The sequence below is a fragment of the Curtobacterium sp. NPDC092190 genome, from assembly GCF_044755625.1.
GTDB lineage: Bacteria > Actinomycetota > Actinomycetes > Actinomycetales > Microbacteriaceae > Curtobacterium.
The window spans coordinates 683,625-705,392 of record NZ_JBIVRJ010000001.1 but is presented as its reverse complement, the minus strand read 5'-3'; the positions used below and the strand labels follow the sequence as shown (position 1 = coordinate 705,392).

The 21,768-nt window shown below is 72.9% G+C and carries 14 protein-coding genes; all 14 read left to right on the top strand.

Going from position 1 to position 21,768, the window contains the following annotated elements:
• Positions 1–58 precede the first annotated feature (58 nt).
• The 14 genes from atpA (at position 59) to ACIQFY_RS03180 (ending at position 21,696) form a co-directional block, all read left to right on the top strand.
• Positions 59–1,687 carry a F0F1 ATP synthase subunit alpha gene (gene atpA / locus ACIQFY_RS03245; RefSeq protein ID WP_066654625.1) on the top strand — a complete coding sequence of 543 codons (1,629 nt, stop codon included), beginning with the start codon at positions 59–61 and terminating at the stop codon, positions 1,685–1,687.
• Positions 1,688–2,590 (top strand): F0F1 ATP synthase subunit gamma, encoded by a 903-nt coding sequence (locus ACIQFY_RS03240; RefSeq protein WP_066654619.1) that lies wholly within the window; start codon positions 1,688–1,690, stop codon positions 2,588–2,590.
• A gap of 46 nt (positions 2,591–2,636) precedes the next feature.
• Positions 2,637–4,091 carry a F0F1 ATP synthase subunit beta gene (atpD, locus tag ACIQFY_RS03235; RefSeq protein ID WP_066654617.1) on the top strand — a complete coding sequence of 485 codons (1,455 nt, stop codon included), beginning with the start codon at positions 2,637–2,639 and terminating at the stop codon, positions 4,089–4,091.
• A 1-nt stretch (position 4,092) separates the two neighbouring features.
• Positions 4,093–4,356 (top strand): F0F1 ATP synthase subunit epsilon, encoded by a 264-nt coding sequence (locus ACIQFY_RS03230; protein ID WP_058729238.1) that lies wholly within the window; start codon positions 4,093–4,095, stop codon positions 4,354–4,356.
• Positions 4,353–5,123 carry a YaaA family protein gene (locus ACIQFY_RS03225; RefSeq protein ID WP_400338400.1) on the top strand — a complete coding sequence of 257 codons (771 nt, stop codon included), beginning with the start codon at positions 4,353–4,355 and terminating at the stop codon, positions 5,121–5,123. The genes ACIQFY_RS03230 and ACIQFY_RS03225 overlap by 4 nt, the downstream gene beginning before the upstream one ends.
• 108 nt (positions 5,124–5,231) lie before the next feature.
• A complete protein-coding gene (locus ACIQFY_RS03220) occupies positions 5,232–5,843 on the top strand; it encodes a hypothetical protein (RefSeq protein WP_400338244.1) in 612 nt (203 codons plus the stop codon).
• Positions 5,840–6,571, top strand: a complete 732-nt coding sequence (locus tag ACIQFY_RS03215; protein ID WP_400338242.1) for an FHA domain-containing protein — start codon at positions 5,840–5,842, stop codon at positions 6,569–6,571. Before ACIQFY_RS03220 ends, ACIQFY_RS03215 begins: the two co-directional genes overlap by 4 nt.
• A 52-nt stretch (positions 6,572–6,623) precedes the next feature.
• The gene (locus ACIQFY_RS03210) at positions 6,624–7,445 is read left to right on the top strand and encodes a protein phosphatase 2C domain-containing protein (protein ID WP_251159746.1); all 822 of its coding nucleotides are present in this window, start codon (positions 6,624–6,626) and stop codon (positions 7,443–7,445) included.
• A gap of 152 nt (positions 7,446–7,597) precedes the next feature.
• Positions 7,598–9,007, top strand: a complete 1,410-nt coding sequence (locus ACIQFY_RS03205; protein ID WP_251155054.1) for a serine/threonine-protein kinase — start codon at positions 7,598–7,600, stop codon at positions 9,005–9,007.
• On the top strand, positions 9,004–14,847 hold the full coding sequence (locus ACIQFY_RS03200) for an Ig-like domain-containing protein (protein ID WP_400338239.1): 5,844 nt from the start codon (positions 9,004–9,006) through the stop codon (positions 14,845–14,847). Before ACIQFY_RS03205 ends, ACIQFY_RS03200 begins: the two co-directional genes overlap by 4 nt.
• Before the next feature lie 48 nt (positions 14,848–14,895).
• The gene (locus ACIQFY_RS03195) at positions 14,896–15,867 is read left to right on the top strand and encodes a MoxR family ATPase (protein WP_066654604.1); all 972 of its coding nucleotides are present in this window, start codon (positions 14,896–14,898) and stop codon (positions 15,865–15,867) included.
• On the top strand, positions 15,864–17,276 hold the full coding sequence (locus ACIQFY_RS03190; protein WP_400338237.1) for a DUF58 domain-containing protein: 1,413 nt from the start codon (positions 15,864–15,866) through the stop codon (positions 17,274–17,276). Before ACIQFY_RS03195 ends, ACIQFY_RS03190 begins: the two co-directional genes overlap by 4 nt.
• Complete coding sequence (locus ACIQFY_RS03185; RefSeq protein WP_400338235.1) at positions 17,273–19,786, top strand: transglutaminaseTgpA domain-containing protein; 2,514 nt, start codon at positions 17,273–17,275, stop codon at positions 19,784–19,786. The genes ACIQFY_RS03190 and ACIQFY_RS03185 overlap by 4 nt, the downstream gene beginning before the upstream one ends.
• Complete coding sequence (locus ACIQFY_RS03180) at positions 19,783–21,696, top strand: zinc-ribbon domain-containing protein (protein WP_400338234.1); 1,914 nt, start codon at positions 19,783–19,785, stop codon at positions 21,694–21,696. The genes ACIQFY_RS03185 and ACIQFY_RS03180 overlap by 4 nt, the downstream gene beginning before the upstream one ends.
• Positions 21,697–21,768: the final 72 nt, after the last annotated feature.

Here is a 21,768-nt window from a genome sequence, read left to right as displayed (position 1 = left end):
CCGGGCAGCATCACCCTCTCGGAGCCGCAGGGCCCCGGAAACCAACAAGGAAAATCCCATGGCAGACATCACCATCAGCCCCGATGAGATCCGTGATGCCCTGAAGGACTTCGTCTCGAACTACGAGCCGACGAAGGCCTCCACGGCCGAGGTCGGGCACGTCACCGACGCGGGCGACGGCATCGCGCACGTCGAGGGCCTGCCCGGCGTCATGGCGAACGAGCTCATCCGCTTCGAGGACGGGACCCTCGGTCTCGCGCAGAACCTCGACGAGGACGAGATCGGCGCCATCGTGCTCGGCGAGTTCGGCGGCATCGAGGAGGGCCAGGAGGTCACCCGCACCGGCGAGGTCCTCTCGGCTCCCGTCGGCGACGGCTTCCTCGGTCGCGTGGTCGACCCGCTCGGCAACCCGATCGACGGTCTCGGCGAGATCCAGGCCGAGGGTCGCCGTGCCCTCGAGCTCCAGGCCCCGGGCGTCATGTCCCGCAAGTCCGTCCACGAGCCGCTGCAGACCGGCATCAAGGCCATCGACGCGATGATCCCCGTCGGCCGCGGCCAGCGTCAGCTGATCATCGGCGACCGCCAGACCGGCAAGACGGCCATCGCGATCGACACGATCATCAACCAGAAGGCCAACTGGGAGTCGGGCGACGAGGACAAGCAGGTCCGCTGCATCTACGTCGCCATCGGCCAGAAGGGCTCCACGATCGCCTCCGTCAAGGGTGCGCTCGAGGACGCCGGTGCGATGGAGTACACCACCATCGTCGCCGCCCCGGCCTCCGACCCGGCCGGCTTCAAGTACCTCGCCCCCTACACCGGTTCGGCCATCGGCCAGCACTGGATGTACGGCGGCAAGCACGTCCTGATCATCTTCGACGACCTGTCGAAGCAGGCCGAGGCCTACCGTGCGGTGTCGCTCCTCCTGCGTCGTCCGCCGGGCCGTGAGGCCTACCCGGGTGACGTCTTCTACCTGCACTCCCGCCTGCTGGAGCGTTGCGCGAAGCTGTCCGACGACCTCGGTGCCGGTTCGATGACGGGTCTCCCGATCATCGAGACCAAGGCGAACGACGTCTCGGCCTACATCCCGACCAACGTGATCTCGATCACCGACGGCCAGATCTTCCTGCAGTCGGACCTGTTCAACGCGAACCAGCGTCCGGCCGTCGACGTGGGCATCTCGGTGTCCCGCGTGGGTGGTGACGCCCAGGTCAAGTCGATCAAGAAGGTCTCCGGCACGCTCAAGCTCGAGCTCGCGCAGTACCGCTCGCTCGAGGCTTTCGCGATGTTCGCGTCCGACCTCGACCAGGCGTCGCGTCGCCAGCTGGACCGTGGTGCGCGCCTGACGGAGCTCCTCAAGCAGCCGCAGTACTCGCCGTACCCGGTCGAGGAGCAGGTCGTCTCGATCTGGGCCGGCACGAACGGCAAGCTCGACGAGGTGCCCGTCCCCGACGTGCTCCGCTTCGAGGCCGAGCTGCTCGAGCACCTGCGTCGCAACTCCGACGTCCTGACCACCCTGCGTGAGACGAACCAGCTCAGCGACGAGACCGTCGCCGCGATGGACCGCGAGATCGACGCCTTCACGAAGGGCTTCCAGACGAGCGACGGCAAGACGCTCGGCTCGGAGTCGTTCGACGCGGCCCAGGCCGAGGACGTCGACCAGGAGCAGATCGTCAAGGGTCGTCGCTAGATGGCGGCACAGGTCCGGGTCTACCGCCAGCGCATCAAGTCGGCGAAGACCACGAAGAAGGTCACCCGCGCGATGGAGCTGATCTCGGCGTCGCGGATCCAGAAGGCACAGGCGCGCATGGCCGCGTCCGGTCCGTACTCGCGGGCCGTGACGCGGGCCGTGTCCGCCGTGGCGACGTTCTCGAACGTCGACCACGTGCTGACCACCGAGCCCGAGTCGTCGACCCGCGCAGCCGTGGTGCTGTTCACCTCGGACCGCGGCCTGAACGGCGCGTTCAGCTCGAACGTCCTCAAGCAGGGCGAGGAGCTCGCCTCCCTGCTCCGCAGCGAGGGCAAGGACGTGGTGTTCTACCTCGTCGGTCGCAAGTCGGTCGGGTACTTCGCGTTCCGCGAGCGCCCGTCCGAGCGGCAGTGGATCGGCGGGACGGACCAGCCGGAGTTCTCGACGGCGAAGGAGATCGGCGACGCGGTCGTGTCGAAGTTCCTCCAGGACACGGCGGAGGGCGGCGTGGACGAGATCCACATCGTCTTCAACCGGTTCATCAGCCTCGCGACCCAGGAGCCGCAGGTCGTGCGCCTGCTCCCGCTCGAGGTCGTCGATGGTGTGGAGGAGCCGTCGAACGGTGAGCCCCTGCCGCTCTACGAGTTCGAGCCCGATGCGGACGCCGTCCTCGACGCGCTGCTCCCGGTCTACATCGAGAGCCGCATCTTCAACGCCATGCTGCAGTCGGCCGCTTCCGAGCACGCCGCCCGGCAGAAGGCCATGAAGTCCGCCAGTGACAACGCCGACTCGCTCATCAGCGAGTTCACCCGTCTCGCGAACAACGCGCGTCAGGCCGAGATCACCCAGCAGATCTCCGAGATCGTCGGCGGCGCCGACGCCCTCTCGTCGAAGAAGAAGTAGTGGTCCGCGAAGCTCGCGGACAGAACCCCTCAGGAAGGCACCAGCCATGACCGACACCGCCACCACCGCGGTCGAGACGTCGTCGGCGCCCGGTGTCGGCCGGATCGCCCGTGTCACGGGTCCCGTCGTCGACATCGAGTTCCCGCACGACGCGATCCCGGAGATGTACAACCTCCTGTACACGACCATCACCATCGGTGACTCGTCGCAGGAGATCGGCCTCGAGGTCGCGCAGCACCTCGGCGACGACCTGATCCGCGCCATCTCGCTGAAGCCGACCGACGGCCTGGTCCGTGGTCAGGAGGTCCGTGACTCGGGCGCCCCGATCTCGGTCCCCGTCGGCGACGTCACCAAGGGCAAGGTCTTCGACGTGCTGGGCAACGTGCTCAACACCGACGAGAAGCTCGAGATCACCGAGCGCTGGCCGATCCACCGCAAGGCCCCGGCCTTCGACCAGCTCGAGTCGAAGACCACCATGTTCGAGACCGGTATCAAGTCGATCGACCTCCTCACGCCGTACGTGCAGGGTGGCAAGATCGGCCTCTTCGGTGGTGCGGGCGTCGGCAAGACGGTCCTCATCCAGGAGATGATCCAGCGCGTCGCGCAGGACCACGGTGGTGTGTCGGTGTTCGCCGGTGTCGGCGAGCGCACCCGTGAGGGCAACGACCTCATCGGCGAGATGGAAGAGGCGGGTGTCTTCGACAAGACCGCCCTCGTGTTCGGCCAGATGGACGAGCCGCCGGGAACGCGTCTGCGCGTGGCCCTGTCGGCGCTGACGATGGCGGAGTACTTCCGCGACGTCCAGAAGCAGGACGTGCTCCTCTTCATCGACAACATCTTCCGGTTCACGCAGGCCGGCTCCGAGGTCTCGACGCTGCTCGGTCGCATGCCGTCCGCGGTGGGCTACCAGCCGAACCTCGCCGACGAGATGGGTGTGCTCCAGGAGCGCATCACCTCGACGCGTGGTCACTCGATCACCTCGCTGCAGGCGATCTACGTGCCGGCCGACGACTACACCGACCCGGCTCCGGCGACCACGTTCGCGCACCTCGACGCCACGACCGAGCTCTCGCGTGAGATCGCGTCGCAGGGTCTGTACCCAGCCATCGACCCGCTGACCTCCACGTCGCGGATCATGGACCCCCGGTACCTGGGTGCCGACCACTACGAGACGGCGACGCGCGTCAAGCAGATCCTGCAGAAGAACAAGGAGCTGCAGGAGATCATCGCGATCCTCGGTGTCGACGAGCTCTCCGAAGAGGACAAGATCACGGTGGAGCGCGCTCGTCGCATCCAGCAGTTCCTCTCGCAGAACACCTACATGGCCAAGAAGTTCACGGGTGTCGAGGGTTCGACGGTCCCGCTCAAGGACACGATCGAGTCCTTCCGCGCGATCGCCGACGGCGAGTTCGACCACGTGGCGACGCAGGCCTTCTTCAACGTCGGTGGCATCAACGACGTCGAAGAGAAGTGGGCGCAGATCCAGAAGGAGAACCGCTGACATGGCGGCACTCACCGTGAGCGTCGTCTCGGCGGACCGTGAGGTCTGGACGGGCGACGCCACCATGGTCGTGGCACGCACGACGGAGGGCCAGATCGGCATCCTCGCGGGGCACGAGCCGCTGCTCGCCACCCTCGCGCAGGGCCAGGTCCGCATCACCCGGGCCGACGGCTCGACGGTGACGGCGGACGCCGAGGACGGCTTCCTGTCGGTCGAGCACGACACGGTCACGATCGTGGCGCGGCAGGCCGCGCTGGCGTCCTGACCGGACTGACCGTCCTCCTCCCGCCGTCCGAGACGAAGCGGGAGGGCGGGGACACGGCACGCACCCTCGACCTGGGTGCGCTGTCCTTCCCGGAACTGGCCGACGAGCGGGCCGCGGTGATCACCGCGGCCCGCTCCGTCAGTTCCGAGGAGTCCACGGCACGGACGGCCCTCAAGCTCGGACCGAAGTCGGTCGCCGAGCGCCTCCGCAACCTCGAGCTCGACACCGCGCCGACTCTGCCGGCGGTCGAGCGCTACACGGGCGTGCTCTACGACCCGCTCGACGCCACGGGCGCGGACGACGACACACGTCGCTGGTGGACGGACCACGTGCTGGTCCAGTCCGCGATGTTCGGACCGATCGGTGCGGGCGACCACATCCCGGCGTACCGGCTCTCGCACGACTCGAGGCTCGGTGCGCTCCGGCTCGCGAAGCACTGGCCGGGACCGTCCAGCGACGTGCTCGGCGCTCGGACCGGCGGTCTCGTGCTCGACCTGCGCTCCGAGGGCTACCGATCGCTCGGACCCCTGGACGACGCGGTCGTCCTGCGGGTGGTCAGTGTCGACGGCGGCGGACGACGTCGAGCGCTCAACCACTGGAACAAGACGGCGAAGGGTCGACTGACCGCGCTGCTCGCACGGACCGGTGCGGACGTCGGCGACCCGGCCTCGCTCCTGCGGTGGGCGGGCGAGCACGGCGTCGTGGTGGAGCGGACCGACGACGGCTGGGACCTGGTCGCGGAGAGCCTCGAGCCCGCGCGGGTCTGACGGCGGAGCAGCGCTCGCTCCTGCACAACCGCCCGGACAGCCGCGGCCGTCCACAGACGGGTCGGGGCTCACCGGTCTGGAGGCGCTCCTCCCGTCACGATCTCGTGCATGACCTCGACGAGACACGGACTCCCACCCACCCTGGTGCGCTACCCGCGCGAGATCGCCGCCGCGGTCACGCTGCGTGCCGCCTGCGTCGCCCTCGTGGCGCCGCCGGCGGCGACCGGTGGAGGCACCGGCGCGGAAGCGCTCGCCCGACCGCAGGCGGTCGCGGTCGCGACGGCGTGCGGCGCCCTCGCGACCCGCTTCGCGCTGGTCGGCTTCCTGGCCGCGCGTGACCGGCCGGACCCCCGGACGGTCGTGCCGTTCGACCCGTTCCGCGATCCGACGCCGCCCGCGCTCGGCGGGTCGGGTCCGGAGCCGGACCGCGCGCGACTCCGGCTGGCCGGCGACCGGTGTGCCTCGGCATGGCGGACCTGGCGTGCGGACGGAGCCCCGGGCGGCGACGTCGCGGTGGGGGCGGCCGGTGCGCTGGCGTTGGGCGCCTGGTGTGCCTGGGCGCTCGGGTCGTCCGCCCGTGCGGAGGTCCGTGCCCGGCACGCCCTCGACTCCCGACCGGACGACCCCTTCGGGTGGTTGGTCCTGCGCGCGGTCCGGTCCGGCCACGGACCGGCGTGGGGCACCCCCACGGGGTCGACCGGATCGTCTACGGTGGGATGACCATGGTGCGGGAACCGGTGCGCGAGGACGACGACACGGTCATCCGTGCGCGCCCCGGTGCCCGACCGTCGCCGACCGACGCAGGTCGTGACCCGTCCCGCACGGGGAGCGCCGGCCTCCGTGCCCTCGGCGCCGCCGCTGCGGCCGCCGACGGTGCCCTCGACGACGATCCGTACGGCGACCCCTACGGCGACACGGTCGTCCGGCCCGGGCGCGTTGCGCGACCGGGGGCCGGGCCGTCCGACGAGGACACGGTCCTGCGTGCTCGACCCGGTGATCCACTGCCGGTGGCGCCGCCCGGAGCGGCAGCACCACGTGCCGGGGACCGGCCGCTCGTCCGACGGACCCCGTCGGTCCGCGTCGGCGGCCGGGTGGTCCGCCTCGACCGGCCCCTGGTGGTGGGTCGTCGGCCCGCCGCGCCGCGCGTCGTCGTCGACGGCGGGCCGGTCCTGGTGACCGTCCCGTCGCCGAGCGGCCAGGTGTCGTCGTCGCACGTGCTCCTGCACGCCGAGGGCGAGGCCGCCGTCGTCGCGGACCTGCGGTCGACGAACGGGACCGTCGTCCGCCCTCCCGGCGCCGCGCCGTTCCGGATGACGGCGGGTGCATCGATCGTCGTCCTGACGGGTACGCTCGTCGAGATCGGTGACGGCAACGTCATCGAGGTCCTGTCGCCGCACCTCCGGGCCGGACCGGACGACGGCCTCCCACCGTTCCCGCCGACCCCGTGACGGACCCATCGTCCGGCACGCCCCTCCACTCCCAGAGAGCGACCCTGAAACCGTGACCGAACTCGGCCGAGCTGCCACCGAGCACGCCATCGACGTCCCCGGCGCTGCCGGCACACCCCTGACGCTCTCGTGGGGAGCGGCGACCGACGTCGGTCGCCGTCGCGACCACAACGAGGACAGCTACCTCGTCGGCGCACCCTTCTTCGTGGTCGCCGACGGCATGGGCGGACACCTCGCGGGTGACCGGGCGAGCGACGCGGTCGTCCGTCGTCTCGACCAGGTCACCACCGGTGCCTTCACCAGCCGTCAGGACATCCAGCGCGCGCTGCTGCTCGCGACCGCCGACATCGAGCGCGCTGCCGGTGGCAACGCCCTCGGCGCCGGCACGACCGTGACCGGGGTCGCACTCGTCGCGTCCCACGGGCAGCCGGCAGCGCTGGTCTTCAACGTCGGCGACTCCCGCACCTACCGGATCGAGTCCGGCGCGCTCCGTCGGGTGACGATCGACCACTCGGTCGTGCAGGAGATGGTCGACGCCGGGCTGCTCCGGGCCGAGGACGCCGAGCAGCACCCCGACAGCAACGTCATCACGCGGGCAGTCGGCTTCGGCGAGCCCCCGGAGCCCGACTGGTGGACGCTGCCGCTCCGCGCGGGGGACCGTTACATCGTCTGCTCCGACGGCCTCACCAAGGAGCTCGGCGACGTCGGCATCGCCCGGATCGCGGCCCGGGTGCCCGCGGCACAGGCACTGGCGGAACGTCTGGTCGGGGACGCGGTGGTCGCCGGCGGTCGTGACAACGTCACCGTGGTGGTCGTGCAGGTCGACACCGCACCGGAGGACTCCGACGTCGAGGACACCCTGCCGCGCCACTGAGCGTCGCACCCGTACGACCACCCCCGAAGTGGGGGATGGCCGTCCTCCACAGGGACGCCCGCGGCCGCCGGCCGTCGGATCGCCCTTCGTAGAATGGCCTGGCCGCGACGAACGGAAGGGCCGGCCGCGGGCCGGGGAAGGGAACGACGCTGATGGCTCGACGCCTGCCGTCCGACCCGCCGGTGATCGCCGGGTTCACCCCCGTCCACGTCCTGGGCTCCGGGGGCTTCGCCGACGTCTTCCTCTACGAGCAGGACATGCCACGCCGGCAGGTGGCGGTGAAGGTGCTCCTCGACGAGGTCGTGGACGAGCGCGTGCGGCAGATGTTCCAGGCCGAGGCGAACCTGATGGCGCGGCTCAGCACGCACCCCGCGATCCTCACGGTGTTCCAGGCGAGCATCGCGGCCGACGGCCGTCCCTACCTCGTCATGGAGCTGTGCTCGTCGTCGCTCAGCCAGCGCTACCGACGCGAGCCGCTCCCTGTGTCCGAGGTCCTGGCCGTCGGTGTCCGCATCGGCTCCGCGCTCGAGACGGCCCACCGCGAGGGCGTGCTGCACCGAGACGTGAAGCCCTCGAACATCCTGCGCACCGCGTACGGCAGCCCCGTCCTCTCCGACTTCGGCATCGCCGCGACCATCGGCAGCGCCGACCCCGACGAGCCGGTGGGCATGTCCATCCCGTGGTCCGCGCCCGAGGTGCTGGGGGACGAGTCCCGCGGCACCGTCCAGTCCGAGGTCTACTCGCTCGCAGCGACCGTGTACTCGCTGCTCGCGGGGCGCTCTCCGTTCGAGGTCCCGGGCGGCAGGAACTCGGCGGCAGACCTGATGGACCGGATCGACAAGGGCGGCGTGGGGTCGACCGGCCGGACCGACGTGCCCCCGTCGCTCGAACGGCTGCTCGCGACGGCGATGGCCCGTCGTGCGGCTGCTCGTCCCGCCACCGTGATGGAGTTCGTCCGCGGGCTCCAACAGGTCGAGGCGGAGCTCGGGATCCCGCAGACCCCGGCCGACGTGGCGGTCGAGTCGTGGGCGGTGGCCACCCCGTCGTCGGAGGGCGACCGGACCGTCGTGCGGGAACTGCAGGCACCCTCGCGTGTGGCGGCCCGCCGACGGACACGGCGGGCGGTGCAGGGCGGGACGTCGGTCGGCGTCCAGAGCGTCGGCACCGTGCACCGCACCGGGTCGGCGACGATCGCGCGTCGCCGGAAGCGCTCGACCCTCGTGGTCGCCGGCGCGGCCGGTGTCGTCGTGGTCGCGGCCCTCGCCGTGGTGAGCGTCCTGCTCGTGACGCGCGCCGGCACGGGGTCCGTCCCGACGGTGCGCGACGTGACCGCACGCGGGGGAGGCGACTCGGTGTCCTTCAGCTGGGACGATCCCGGGCTCCGTGCCGGGGACACCTACGTCATCACGTCGGCCGGCGCGACGAGCCAGCAGACCGGCACCACCTTCGTCGTGTCCGGGGACCCCGGTACCGAGCAGTGCATCACGGTCGCGGTGAACCGGGACGGCAGGACGGGGGCCGCGAGTCCCGAACAGTGCGGCACGATCGGGAGCGCCGGGTGATCCGGGCGTTCCTCGCCGAGCACCGTTCCGCGGCGGTGACGGCCTGCGCGTCGATCCTCGTCGGCGCCGTCGTCGCGACCGCCGCGGTGGTGTCCACGGGGTACCACACCCAACGGGTCGACCTGGGGGACGGCACCGTCTGGGTGCCGTCGGCGGAGTACGGCGCCGTCGGGCGCGCGAACACCGGCGTGCTCGAGCTCAACACCGCCGTCGACACCCCGAGCGACGACCTCTCGGTCGTGCAGCGCGACTCCGAGGTGTACAGCGTGGACGGCACGAAGGGCACCGTCGCGAAGGTCGACGTCGCCGACGCCACCGTGGGCGATGCCGTGACGCTGCCGGCGGGCTCGCCGCAGGTCTTCTTCGCGGGGGACACCGCGGTGGTCGGGAACGGCGACACGGGCGAGCTCTGGGCGACCCCGGCGGCCGAGCTGTCCGACTTCGACGCGTCCACGAAGGCCGACCTGAGCCTCGGCGCCGACGCCGTCCTCGACGCCTCCGACGAGCGGGTCGCGGTGTACTCGCCGCGCACCGGCCGCGCCTCCCTCGTCGACGTCGGCACCGAGCTGACCGTCGAGCGGCGGTGGGAGGTCCGGTTCGACCGCAGCCACGAGTTCCAGGTGGCGTCCTTCGGGGACCACGTCGCCGTGCTCGACCGCACCTCGGGGCAGCTCTCGGTCGACGGGGACAGCGTCGACCTCGGCGACCGCGTCGGTGGATCGCCCGCGCTGCAGCGGTCCTCGGACTCCTCGTCCACGGTCCTCGTCGCCGGTACGGCCGGGCTGGTGCGCGTCTCCGCCTCCGGTCAGGTGGACCGGACCGCGCTCCGGGTGTCGGGTCGAGCGGCACGACCGACCGTCGTCGGCTCCTGCACCTACGCCGCGTGGGCGGGCGGACAGGCGATGGACTCGTGTCGGGGCACCGGCCTCCAGCGGCTCGCGCAGACCGCCGACGCCGACGACCTGCAGATCGTGCACAACGGCGACACCGTCGTGGCGAACGACCCGCGCAGTGGGCGGTCGTGGGCCATCGGCCGCAGTGGACAGCTCATCGACAACTGGGCGGACCTGGTCGACCAGGACGACGAGCGGCAGCAGGAACGGGTGTCGGACGACGACCCGCAGGTGGACAAGGAGCAGAAGCCGCCCGTGGCGGTGGACGACGACCTCGGCGCACGACCGGGTCGCACGACCAGCCTGCCGGTGCTCCTCAACGACTACGACCCCAACGGCGACCCACTCGTCATCAGCGAGGTCGGCGACGTCCCCGACGGCCAGGGCAGCGTCGCCGTCGTCGGTGACGGCCAACGGCTCCAGGTCTCGCTCACGGCGGAGGCCAGCGGCACGCTCTCGTTCCCGTACACGATCACCGACGGCAACGGCGGGTCGGCCAGCGCAACCGTCCGGGTGACCGTCCGCCCCGAGTCCGAGAACGAGCCACCGCGGCAGGTCCGGAGCACCTCGGCGGACGTCGTGCAGAACGGGCACGTCGTCACCGACGTGCTGTCGGACTGGGTCGATCCCGACGGCGACCCGGTCTACCTGGAGTCCGCCTCGGCGGACGGCGACCGCGTCTCCACGACACCGGACGGGCTGCTCGACTTCCGCAACGCGAGCGGTCGCACCGGTGACCGCAGCGTCCAGCTCGTCGTGAGCGACGGCCGCGACCCCGGCCGCGGATCGATGACCGTGCGTGTCGCCGCCCAGGGGAGCGTGCCGCTGCGCGCCGACGCGTTCGCCGTGCAGGGCTACGCGGGCAAGGCGTTCACGGTGACGCCGCTCGACCACGTCCGCGGGGGCAACGGGGCCGTCACGCTCACCAGCGTCTCCTCGTCGAGCGGCCTGACGGTCACCCCGTCCTACGACGCGGGCACGTTCCGCGTCCAGGGGGCCGGAGCGGGGGACCACCAGCTCGAGTACACCGTCACGGACGGCACGAAGACCGCGAGCGGCGTCGTGCGCGTCTCCGTGCTCGCTCCGCCCGACGCCTCGACGCCACCGATCACGACGCCGAAGACGGTGTTCGTGACCACACTCTCGACGAAGGACACCGACGTCACCGCGACGGACACCGACCCGGCCGGCGGTGTGCTCATGGTCACGGCGCTCGACGGCCCCGGCCGCGGCAGCGGGGTCGAGGCGAGCATCCTCGACCAGCACGTCGTACGGGTCACCCTGACCGCGCCGCTCGACGCACCGGTGACCTTCGCGTACACGGAGTCGAACGGTCTGGCCAGCGCCACCGGGACGATCACCGTCGTCGAGATCCCGAAACCGGACCGCATCCAGCCGCCGGTCGCGCAGTCCGACTCCGCCACGGTGCGGGTCGGCGACGTCGCCGAGATCGACGTGCTGGCGAACGACACCCAGCCGGAGGGCGAGCCGCTGACGCTCGACCCGCAGCTCGTGCAGAACGTGCCCGGTGACGGCGGGCTGCTCTTCGTGTCCGGCGACCGGCTCCGGTACCTCGCCCCGGACACACCCGGCAACCACACCGCGGTCTACCGCGTCCACGGTCCGGACGGGCAGTACGCGGACGCGTCCGTCTCGATCTCGGTGCGCGAGCGTGACGCCGCGACGAACAACCCGCCAGTGCCGAAGACCGTGACGGCGCGCGCGGTCGCGGGGCAGGCGGTGCGCATCACCGTGCCGTTGAACGGCACCGATCCGGACGGCGACTCGGTGCAGCTCGTCGGGGTCGGCGACAACCCCGAGAAGGGCTCGGTCAGCGACGTCGCCGCCGATGCGCTGACCTACGACGCCGGGGACTACTCCGCCGGGACCGACGAGTTCACCTACACGGTGGTCGACGCGCTGGGTGCCCGCGCGACCGGCACGGTCCGGGTCGGCATCAGCCCCCGTGCGGAGCAGGCATCGAACCCGGTCGCCCAGGCCGACCACGTCACCATCCGCCCCGGTGGGTCCGTGACCGTGCGCGTGCTGCAGAACGACTCCGACCCGGAGGGCGGGCAGCTGTCCGTCACCGCGGCCGAGCCGACCGCCCCGGGGGTCACCGCCGAGGTGCTCCACCGCAGCCAGGTCCGGGTCACGCCACCGCGTTCGGTGACCGAGGGCGACTTCGCGGTGCTCTACACCGTCACGAACGAGAGCGGCGGTTCCAGCACCGCGTTCCTGACGGTGACGGTCGACCGCGACGCCCCGCCGCTCCGTCCCGAGGTCGAGGACACCACGCTCGACCTGCAGGACATCCTGCGTCGCGAGAGCGTCACCGTCGACGTCCTGCAGAACGTCTTCTTCGCCGAGGGGTCGACCTCCCGCCTCGAGGTCGGGGTGGTCGACGGGTACGGCGACACCGCCCGGGTCACGAGCGACCGTCGGATCGAGATCCGGTTGACGGACGCGTCACAGGTCGTGCCGTTCTCCGTCACCCGGAGCGACCACCCCGACGTCGTCGCCTACGGGTTCGTCCACGTGCCCGGGTTCGACGACGCCCTGCCGCAGGTGGACCGCAGCGTGGGCGCGGTGACCGTGAAGAGCGAGGCCACCGTGCGCATCCCGCTCGACCGCTACGTGGTCACGGCCAACGGACGGACCGCGCAGATCACCGATCGCGGGACCGTCAAGGCGACGCACGCGAACGGGCAGGACCTCGTCGTCGACCGGTCCACGTTGCAGTTCACGTCCTCGAAGCTGTACTACGGCAACGCGTCGATCTCGTTCGAGGTCACCGACGGGTCGAGCGCGAACGGCGGCAAGGGCCGCGTCGCGACGCTCGTGCTCCCGATCAAGGTGACACCCCGGTCGAACCAGCCGCCGGCGTTCACCGGGTCGTCGATCGACCTGCAGCCCGGTGACTCCCGCACCCTCGACCTGACGAAGCTGACGGACTACCCGTACCCGGACGACCTCCGGGAGCTCCGGTACTCGGTGGTCAGCCGCCCGGGCGCCGGCACCACCGCGACCGTGCAGGGCCAGCAGCTCCGGATCTCGGTGGCGGAGGACGCCCGGAAGGACACGACCGCCTCGATCGGCATCGGGGTGTCGGACGACGCGAACGCCGGTCGCGCCGGGGTGGTTCGGGTCGGCATCGTCGGTTCGACCAGGCCGCTCGTGCAGCCCGGGGCGGACCGGGCGGTCGTCGAGCGTGGCACGACCGCGACCATCGACGTCCTGTCGAACGACCAGGCGACGAACCCGTTCCCCGACCAGCGGCTGCGGGTCGTCGCCATCCGCGGACTCTCGGGCGGTCTCCCCGCCGGCGTGAGCGTGACGCCCAGCGCCGACCGGTCGCGGCTCCAGGTCACCGTCGGCGACCGTGCCCAACCCGTCGACGCGCACCTGCAGTACCAGGTCGCCGACGCGACGGACGACCCGTCCCGGTACGTCTGGGGCGACGTGACCATCGCCGTCCAGGACGCTCCCGACGCGCCGGGCGCGCCCACCCGGACCGGCACGTTCCAGGGTGGCCAGCTGACGCTGACGTGGGCAACCCCGCAGGCGAACAACGCACCGATCACCGGCTACCGGGTCCAGGGGACGAACGGCGTCGCGAAGGACTGCGGCACCGCGACGGTCTGCACCCTGACGGGCATCGACCCGTCCGCGTCGTACCGCTTCTCCGTCGTCGCTCGGAACGCCGTCGGCGACTCGGAGCCCTCGCCGCAGTCCGCGCCGATGAGCGCCGACTTCGTCCCGGCAGCGCCGAAGGGCGTGCGCGTCACGCCGAGCAGCGCGACGCCGGACCAGCTCGACGTCGCGTGGGACCGTGTCGCGACGCCGAACGGCGGGTCGTCCGTCTCGAACTACGTCGTGTCCGTCCAGGGGCCGGGACTGTCCGCGACGAAGAACGTCGGGACCGCGACGAGCACCTCCTTCCCGGGCGCGCAGAGCGGCGCCGAGTACACGGTGCGGGTCTCCGCCCGGAACGCCGCCGACCGCGACGGCAGCCCGGTGCAGTGGAACGACGCGTCGGCCACCGGCTCGGCCGTCGGTGCCCCCGGCACGCCGGAGCTGTCGGCCACGGGACAGCCGGACGGATCGACGACCGCGGTCGCCCTCAGCGCGTCCGAGGCCGACTGGGCCGGCGGGACCCCCGGTTGGCGCATCGCGAAGTACGCGGCGTCCACCCCGATCCCGTCCGGGTGCTCGACCGCCGGAGCCGAGAAGGTCTGGAACGGTTCGTCCGCGAACGACCGCATCACGAGTCAGTACCGCTACGTCGCCCTCGCCGACAACGGGCTCTTCTGCACGGCGTCGCAGCCGGCCAGCGTGCAGGGCTACCAGACGCCCGACGCCCCGACGGGCACGGTCGAACCGGCCGGTGGGGCCGACGCCGACGGGGCGGTCGGCCTCCGCGCCACCGCGCAGGCGTCCACGCCCTACCTCTACTACTCGGTGGGCGGCGGTCCCCGCGTGCGCTTCAGCGGGTCGGCGTCGCTCGGGGCGGGGGCAGGCTACGGGCTCGAGACGAGCGTGGTGTTCACCGCGTGCGCGACCGACGGACAGTACTGCGCGTCGAGCGCCCCGGCGACCGCCACCGCGTTCACCACGCGGGCGACCGTGGTCAGCGCGGTCGTCGGGCAGGCGCCGGTGATCAACCCGCCGGACAACAACGGGCGCATCGCACCGGACGGCTACCGGATCTCGTACTGCCGACCCGGGCTGCTCGGGAGCGAGAGCTGCTCCGACACGAACCCGGAGACCGGCAAGGCGTGGACCACGGGAGATGCCGTCCCGGCAGGCTCCAGCGCGATCGTGGTGCAGGCAACCGTGAACGGGCAGCAGGACCCGACCGGTGCTCGCGGCGCCGTCACCACCCCGGACGCCGGCACGGCCGACCCGCCGTCCGGCACCGACCCGAGTACCTCCTCCGCAGGCTAGGGTCACGACCCGGCAGCGATCCCACCACCAGAACGAGGACCCCACCGCATGAGCATGACCCCCGAGCAGGCCGCCTGGTTCGCCGACGTCGCCGGACGGATCGTGACCAACGTCGAGCAGGTGCTCCTCGGGAAGACGTTCGTCATCCGCCTCGCCGTGACGACCATGCTCAGCGAGGGACACCTGCTCCTCGAGGACGTCCCCGGCACCGGCAAGACGAGCCTCGCCCGTGCGATGGCACAGAGCGTGCAGGGGTCGACCAACCGGATCCAGTTCACCCCCGACCTGCTGCCCGGCGACATCACCGGCATCAGCGTCTACGACCAGCGCACGCAGGAGTTCGACTTCCACCGCGGGCCGGTGTTCGCCAACGTCGTCCTCGCCGACGAGATCAACCGGGCCAGCCCGAAGACGCAGTCCGCGCTGCTCGAGGCGATGGAGGAGTCGACGGTGACCGTCGACGGTGTGAACCACCGCCTGGCTGCCCCGTTCATGGTCATCGCCACGCAGAACCCGATCGAGCAGGCCGGCACGTACCGCCTGCCCGAGGCCCAGCTGGACCGGTTCCTCGTGCGCACCTCGATCGGCTACCCGGACCACGCCGCCACCGTGCGGATCCTCGAGACGTCCTCGGCGCCGTCCGCCTCGGTGCCGCTGCCGAGCGTCGTCCCCGCCGCGACCGTGACCGAGATGGCCGCCCTCGCCCGCACGGTCCACGTCGACCCGACGATCGCCGACTACGTGGCACGCCTGGTCGACGCGACCCGCGCCGCGAGCGAGGTCCGACTCGGCGTCAGCGTCCGCGGTGCCATGGGGCTGATCCGTGCCGCACGCGTGTACGCCGCCGTGCAGGGCCGCCACTACGTCACGCCGGACGACGTCAAGGCCCTGGCCGTCCCGGTGCTGGCACACCGCCTGGTGCTCGACGCCGAGGCGGAGTTCGACGGGGTCAGCGCCACCAGCGTCGTGGCGCAGCTCCTCGTCGAGACCCCGCCGCCCGCCGACCGAGCGGCGTCGTGACCGACCGCCGTCCCGGCAGCACCAGGACGCGACGCGGCAGCACGAGGTCCCGTCGCGGCTCCGTCGCCGCCGAGCGGACGACGACGGTCGCCGGGCTCACGAACGTGCGCACCCGACTCGTCGGTGACCGCGAGGGCGTCGTCGCCGACGCCGTCGTCGGGATCGCGAAGGCGTGGGCGACGGCCTGGAGGACCGTGCGGCGTCTGTGGGGCGAGGTCGCCGCGGTGGTCACCGGCCTGGGCTGGACGGTCGCCGTCGTCACGGTCGTCGCCTTCGCCGTGGGGTACCGCTTCGGTCTGCGCGAGGTCGTCGTGGTGGGCTTCGCCGGGGCGGTGCTCGCCGTCGTGGCCGCGGTCGCCCTCGTCGGGCGGACCCGGCTCGTGGTCCGGATGCGCCTGCCGCAGCACCGTGTGGCGGTCGGCGACGACGCCGGCGTCGTGGTCACCGCGGAGAACCCGGCCCGGTTGCCGTCGGTCCCGGCCACGGTGGAGCTGCCGGTCGGGGACGGACTCGTGGACGTCGCCGTGCCGACCGTCGCCCCGGGAGGCGTGTTCGAGGAACAGGTACCCGTGCCGACGGTCCGACGCGGGGTGCTCGACGTCGGACCGGTCACCGGCGTCCGGGCCGACCCGGTGGGGCTGGTGCGGCGCGAGGTCGTGTGGACCGCCCGCGAACAGGTCATCGTGCACCCGCGGACGATCGCGATCCCGTCGACGAGCACGGGACTCGTCCGCGACCTCGAGGGGCAGGCCACGACCGACCTCTCCCCGGCGGACATCGCCTTCCACGCCGTCCGCGAGTACGTCCCGGGCGACGACCCGCGCACCGTCCACTGGAAGTCGACCGCGAAGTCCGGCGCGCTCATGGTCCGGCAGTTCGAGGACACCCGACGCTCGCACCTGGTCGTCGCCCTCGCGAGCCGTCGGGCCGAGTTCGCGGACGACGACGAGTTCGAGCTGGCGGTGAGCGCTGCCGCGTCACTCGGGGCTCGTGCGGTCCGCGACGGACGGGACGTCTCGGTCGTGGTGTCCGAGCGCACGTCGGAGTACGCGAAGCGGCCGTCCTACGCGGTGCACCGGCTCGCCACCGTCACGCCGACCCGTCTGCTCGACGAGTTCGCGACCGTCGGGCTGTCCGACGCGTGCCTGCCCGTCGCGGAGGTCGCCCGGATCGTCGGGAACGACACGGCCGGCATCTCCGTCGCGTTCCTGGTCGTCGGGTCGACGGTCGGGCTCCCCGCGCTCCGGCTCGCCGCCACGCGCCTCCCCGTCGGGGTCGAGGTCGTCGCCGTCACCTGCGAACCGGAGGCCCAGCCCCGGGTGCTCCGGGTGGCAGGGCTCACCGTCCTGACCATCGGCTACCTCGAGGACCTCCGCCAGGCGTTGCACCGGACGGCGGCCGCCGCGTGAGTGCCGCACCCCCGCTCGACCGCCCGACCAGGGGCCGCCGCGCCACGCGCCGAGCGGCTCGCCGGCGCGCCCCGGTCCGCTCGGTCGGCGGCACCCTGGTCGTCTGGCTCCTGCTCGCCGTGGCGAGCACCGCCTGGTGGCCGGTCCACCGGGACGGGTCGATGGTGACCGCCGGCGTCACCGCCGTGGTCGCGGGCACCGCGGTCGCGCTGACCGGTGCACTGGGTCGGCTGCCGGCAGCGGTCGTCGGCGTCCTCACCGTGGCCGTCTTCACCGTGACCGGGGTGCCCGCCGCGGTCCCGGGGGAGTCAGCGGGGCTGCTGCCGACCGGACCCGGACTCGTCGACCTCTTCGCCGGCGTCGCGCTCGACTGGAAGCGGCTGGTCACCGTCAGCCTGCCGGTCGGGTCCTACGAGTCGCTGCTCGTCCCGTACTTCGTGACGACCCTCGTCGCCACGGTGACGGCCGTGACCGTGGCGGTCCGTGCCTCCCGGCCGGAGACCGCGAGCATCCCGGCGCTCGTCCTCTTCGCGGCGGGCGTCGTGGTCGGTCCGAGCCGTCTCGACCTGTCGGTCGCGACCGCCGTCGGCCTCGGCGGGATCGCGCTCGTGTGGGCGCTCACGGTCCGGCACGCGCGCCGGGCCGTCGCCGTGGCGACGACCGTCGGCGCCCGTGTGCCGGTGTGGCGGTCCGTCGCGCGTCCGGCGCTCGTCGGCACCGGGACGGTCCTGGCCGCTGCGGTCGTCGCGACCGGTCTCGGATCGGTCGCCCCGCCGACGGTCGGCCGGAGCGTCGCGCGCACCGACGTCGTGCGACCGTTCGACCCGCGGGACGAGGTGAGCCCGCTCAGCGCGTTCCGGTCGTACGAGGAACCAGGTGCTGCCGACGCACCGCAGCTGCGCGTCACCGGGCTGCCGCAGGGCGGGTTCGTGCGCATCGCGACCCTCGACACGTACGACGGTGTCGTCTTCCGTGTGGGTGGCGACGACGGGTCCTCGGCCTCCGGCACCTTCGAACGGGTCCCCACGACCGTGGACGTGAGCAACGTGCGCGGCAGCGACGTGCGCGTCGGGGTGGACGTCGCCGCCTACCGTGGCGTGTGGTTGCCCACCGTCGGCGACCTGGAGTCGGTGACGTTCCGCGGGGCCGACGCCGAGCAGGATCGCCGGTCCTTCTTCTACGACCGCGCGACGTCGACCGGTGCGGTGGTCGGCGGGGTGGGGACGGACACGCGCTACGACCTCGAGGCCGTGCTGCCCGACCAGCCGGACGACGAGCAGCTCGCGTCGGCGCGTCCCGGGACCGCCGACGTGCCGTCGCCGACCGGGGTGCCGGACGCGGTGCGGGAGCGGGTCGAGTCGACGACCGCGGACGCACGGACGCCCGGCGAGGAGCTCGTCGCGGCCGTCCGGTGGCTCACCAGCACCGGGTACGTCAGCCACGGCGTCGGCGACGACCGGGCCAGCCGGTCCGGGCACGGCGCTGACCGGATCCAGGAGCTCCTCACCGCGCCGGTCATGATCGGGGACCAGGAGCAGTACGCGGTCGCCGCCGCGCTGATGGCCCGGCAGATCGGGTTCCCGTCGCGGGTGGTGATGGGGTTCACCCCGGGCGGGGACGTCCGGAGGTCCTCGTCGGAACCGGGTTCGGCGGCAGCCGGTCCGTCGGGCGGGGCCACGACCCTGCGCGGGTCGGACGTGACCGCGCGGGTCGAGGTGGACACCGCGCAGTGGGGGTGGGTCACCCTCGACCCGAACCCCGTCCTCCGCGAGATCCCGGACGAGCAGGACCAGACGCCGCAACCCGTCACGCGCCCGGAGACCGTCGTCCCACCGCCGCCCGTCGAGCAGCAGGACCAGGACCAGCAGGCCCCGCCGCAGAGCGACCGCGAGACACCGCCCGTCCCGCCGCTGTGGCTGCAGGTGCTGCTCGCAGCCCTGCCGTGGGTGCTCGCGACCCTCGGGTTCCTCGCGCTCGTCCTCCTGCCCTTCGCGGTGGTGCTGCTGCGCAAACGGCTGCGCCGACGTCGACGACGCCGCGCCCCGACACCGCGTGCCCGGGTCACCGGAGCCTGGGAGGAGTACCGGGACGCGCTGGTCGACCGCGGGCACGAGGTGCCGGGCGCAGCGACGCGGCGCGAGGTGGTCGCCGGCGCGCCCGGGCGCGGCGGGAGCGGACTCGCCGCGCTGGCGGACCGCAGTGTGTTCGGACCCGGGGCGGTCGACGCGGCGACCGCGGACCGGATGTGGTCAGCGACGGACGAGGCCATCGCGAGCCTGGCCGATGACCGCACGCGGCGCCAGCGCTGGCGGGCGGCCGTGTCGCTGCGGTCCCTCCGCTCCGCCGGGTGGGGTCGACGCCGTCCGGCGACCCGGCGGAGGCCGAGCGGTGCTGTGCGTCCGTCCGGCACCGATCGCCACGACCAGGGGCGTCCCGGGGCCGGTGACTACGATGGGCCGGAGGCCGGCGAGCGTCGTGGACGGCCGAGTGAGGACAGAGGCGAACCGTGATCAGATGCGAACACTGCGGCTCGATGCTGCCCGACGGGGCGATCTTCTGCGGTGAGTGCGGGCGGTCGGTGAACGTCTCGGCGAACCGTCGGCCCGCGCCGGCTGCGCCCGTCGACGACACCCCGCCGCCACCGCTCCGGCAACCCGACCAGCACGGCCGCCGACCCGATCCCGCCGCCGAGGCCTGGCTGCCCGAGGCGACGCTCGACCCCGCGACCCGTGCGTGGCTCATCGGCGAGGACCGGCAGCGCTCCGGCGCGACCGGGGACGCTCGCCCCACCGCACCGTCCGCTCCTGTGGTCCCGGCCGTTCCCGCAGCTCCGGCTGACGATCCGTCGTGGCTGCGCCCCGAAGGCGTCGACCCGGGTCGGTCGGACCGCGTCGGGGACGACCGGTGGACGCACGAGCAGCACCGCACGGACGAGCGGTCCGGGGCGTCGGAGCCGGAGCCGGAGCCGCCCCTCGATCCCGACGCGTACCCGTCGTCCCCGACCGGGTCCGCTGCCGACGACGAGGCCGACACCGAACGAACCCGTCTCGCGCCGGCCCCGGGGGACCTGTCCGGCTCCGGGACGCCGTCCCCCGTGCCAGAGGCACCGTCCGCTGCGCCCGAGGCGCCGCCGACGGCCCCGGTGTGGGCGCCGCCCGTCGCACAGCAGCCGACGGCAGCTCCGTCGCGACCGTCGTGGTGGGTGGGCCGCGGAGGCGCGGCAGCCGAGCCGCCGGTCGAGGACCAGGTCGAGGACCCGTCCGCCGACGAACGTCCCCGTGCCGGCGACACCGCCGTCGTGGAGCCACTGGTCGACCGTCGTCCGGCACCGACGCCCCTGATCGCTCCGGGGAACGGTCCGGCCACCTGCCCGGTGTGCGGCCACGCCCTCGAACCCGATGACATCTTCTGCGCGGAGTGCGGCGCCGTCCGTCCGACCGTGACGGCTGCCTTCACCGGGCCCGTCGTGCCGCTGCCCCTGGCGCGGCCGGACTGGGCGGCCGACGACGAGATCCGTGTGGACGACGAGCCTTCGGACCCCGGTTCCGCCGACGGCGGCGCCGAGCGGGGCTCCACGGACCACGCGTCGCAAGCGGATGTCCCCGAGGACGCCGGGTCCGGCACCGAGCACCTCGGCGGTGCGGCGTCCGACGCCGGACAGCACGATGCCGGACAGTCCGACACCCGACAGCCCGACGCCGGACAGCCCGACGCCGGACAGCCCGACGCTGGACAGCCCGACGCCGGACAGCCCGACGCGGACCAGGTGCACGAGGACCGGTCGGACGAGCCCGCTGCGGGGCCGGGCCGCCACCTCGCCGACGACGAGGGTGCCGCGCCCGGCGGGCACCGGAGCGCACACGACGGAGGACCGGTCCCGCCTGCTCCCGCTTCGCCGACCCTGCCGTCCTCGGCGCAGGGCGCCGGCGGTCCCGACCTGCCGCCGGTCCCGCGCGCCGCGCCGCTGCCCCCGATCCCGGGGGCGACCGGCCCGGTCCTCCCGCCCGTCGGGTCCACGACGGTGCCGTCGAGCGGCGACCTCGACCCCGACGAGGACGTCGAGGAGACGCGGATCGTCGTCAAGACCACCTCGGACGCGCCGTTCGTGCTGCACTTCAGCACCGGGGAGCGCACGGCGGTGCACGGTACGGGCCTGCTGGGCCGGCTGCCCCGACCGCAGCCGGGCGAGCGGTTCGACGACCTGCTCACGGTGCACGACCCCGGCAAGTCGGTGTCCAAGACGCACCTCGAGCTCGGGCGTGACGGCGACGACCTCTGGGTGTCCGACCGGCACTCGGGCAACGGCACGGTGATCCGGCACATCGACGGGAGCATCCGCCGCTGTGAAGCCGGGCGTCGCTACCGCGTGGAGCGCGGTGCACGGGTCGACATCGGGGAGCAGTTCTTCCTCGTGCAGTAGCCCTGACCGCCAGCCGGCCGTTCCTCCACAGGGCAGCGACCGCGACCCGGTCTCCACCAGCAGCCCCGTGCG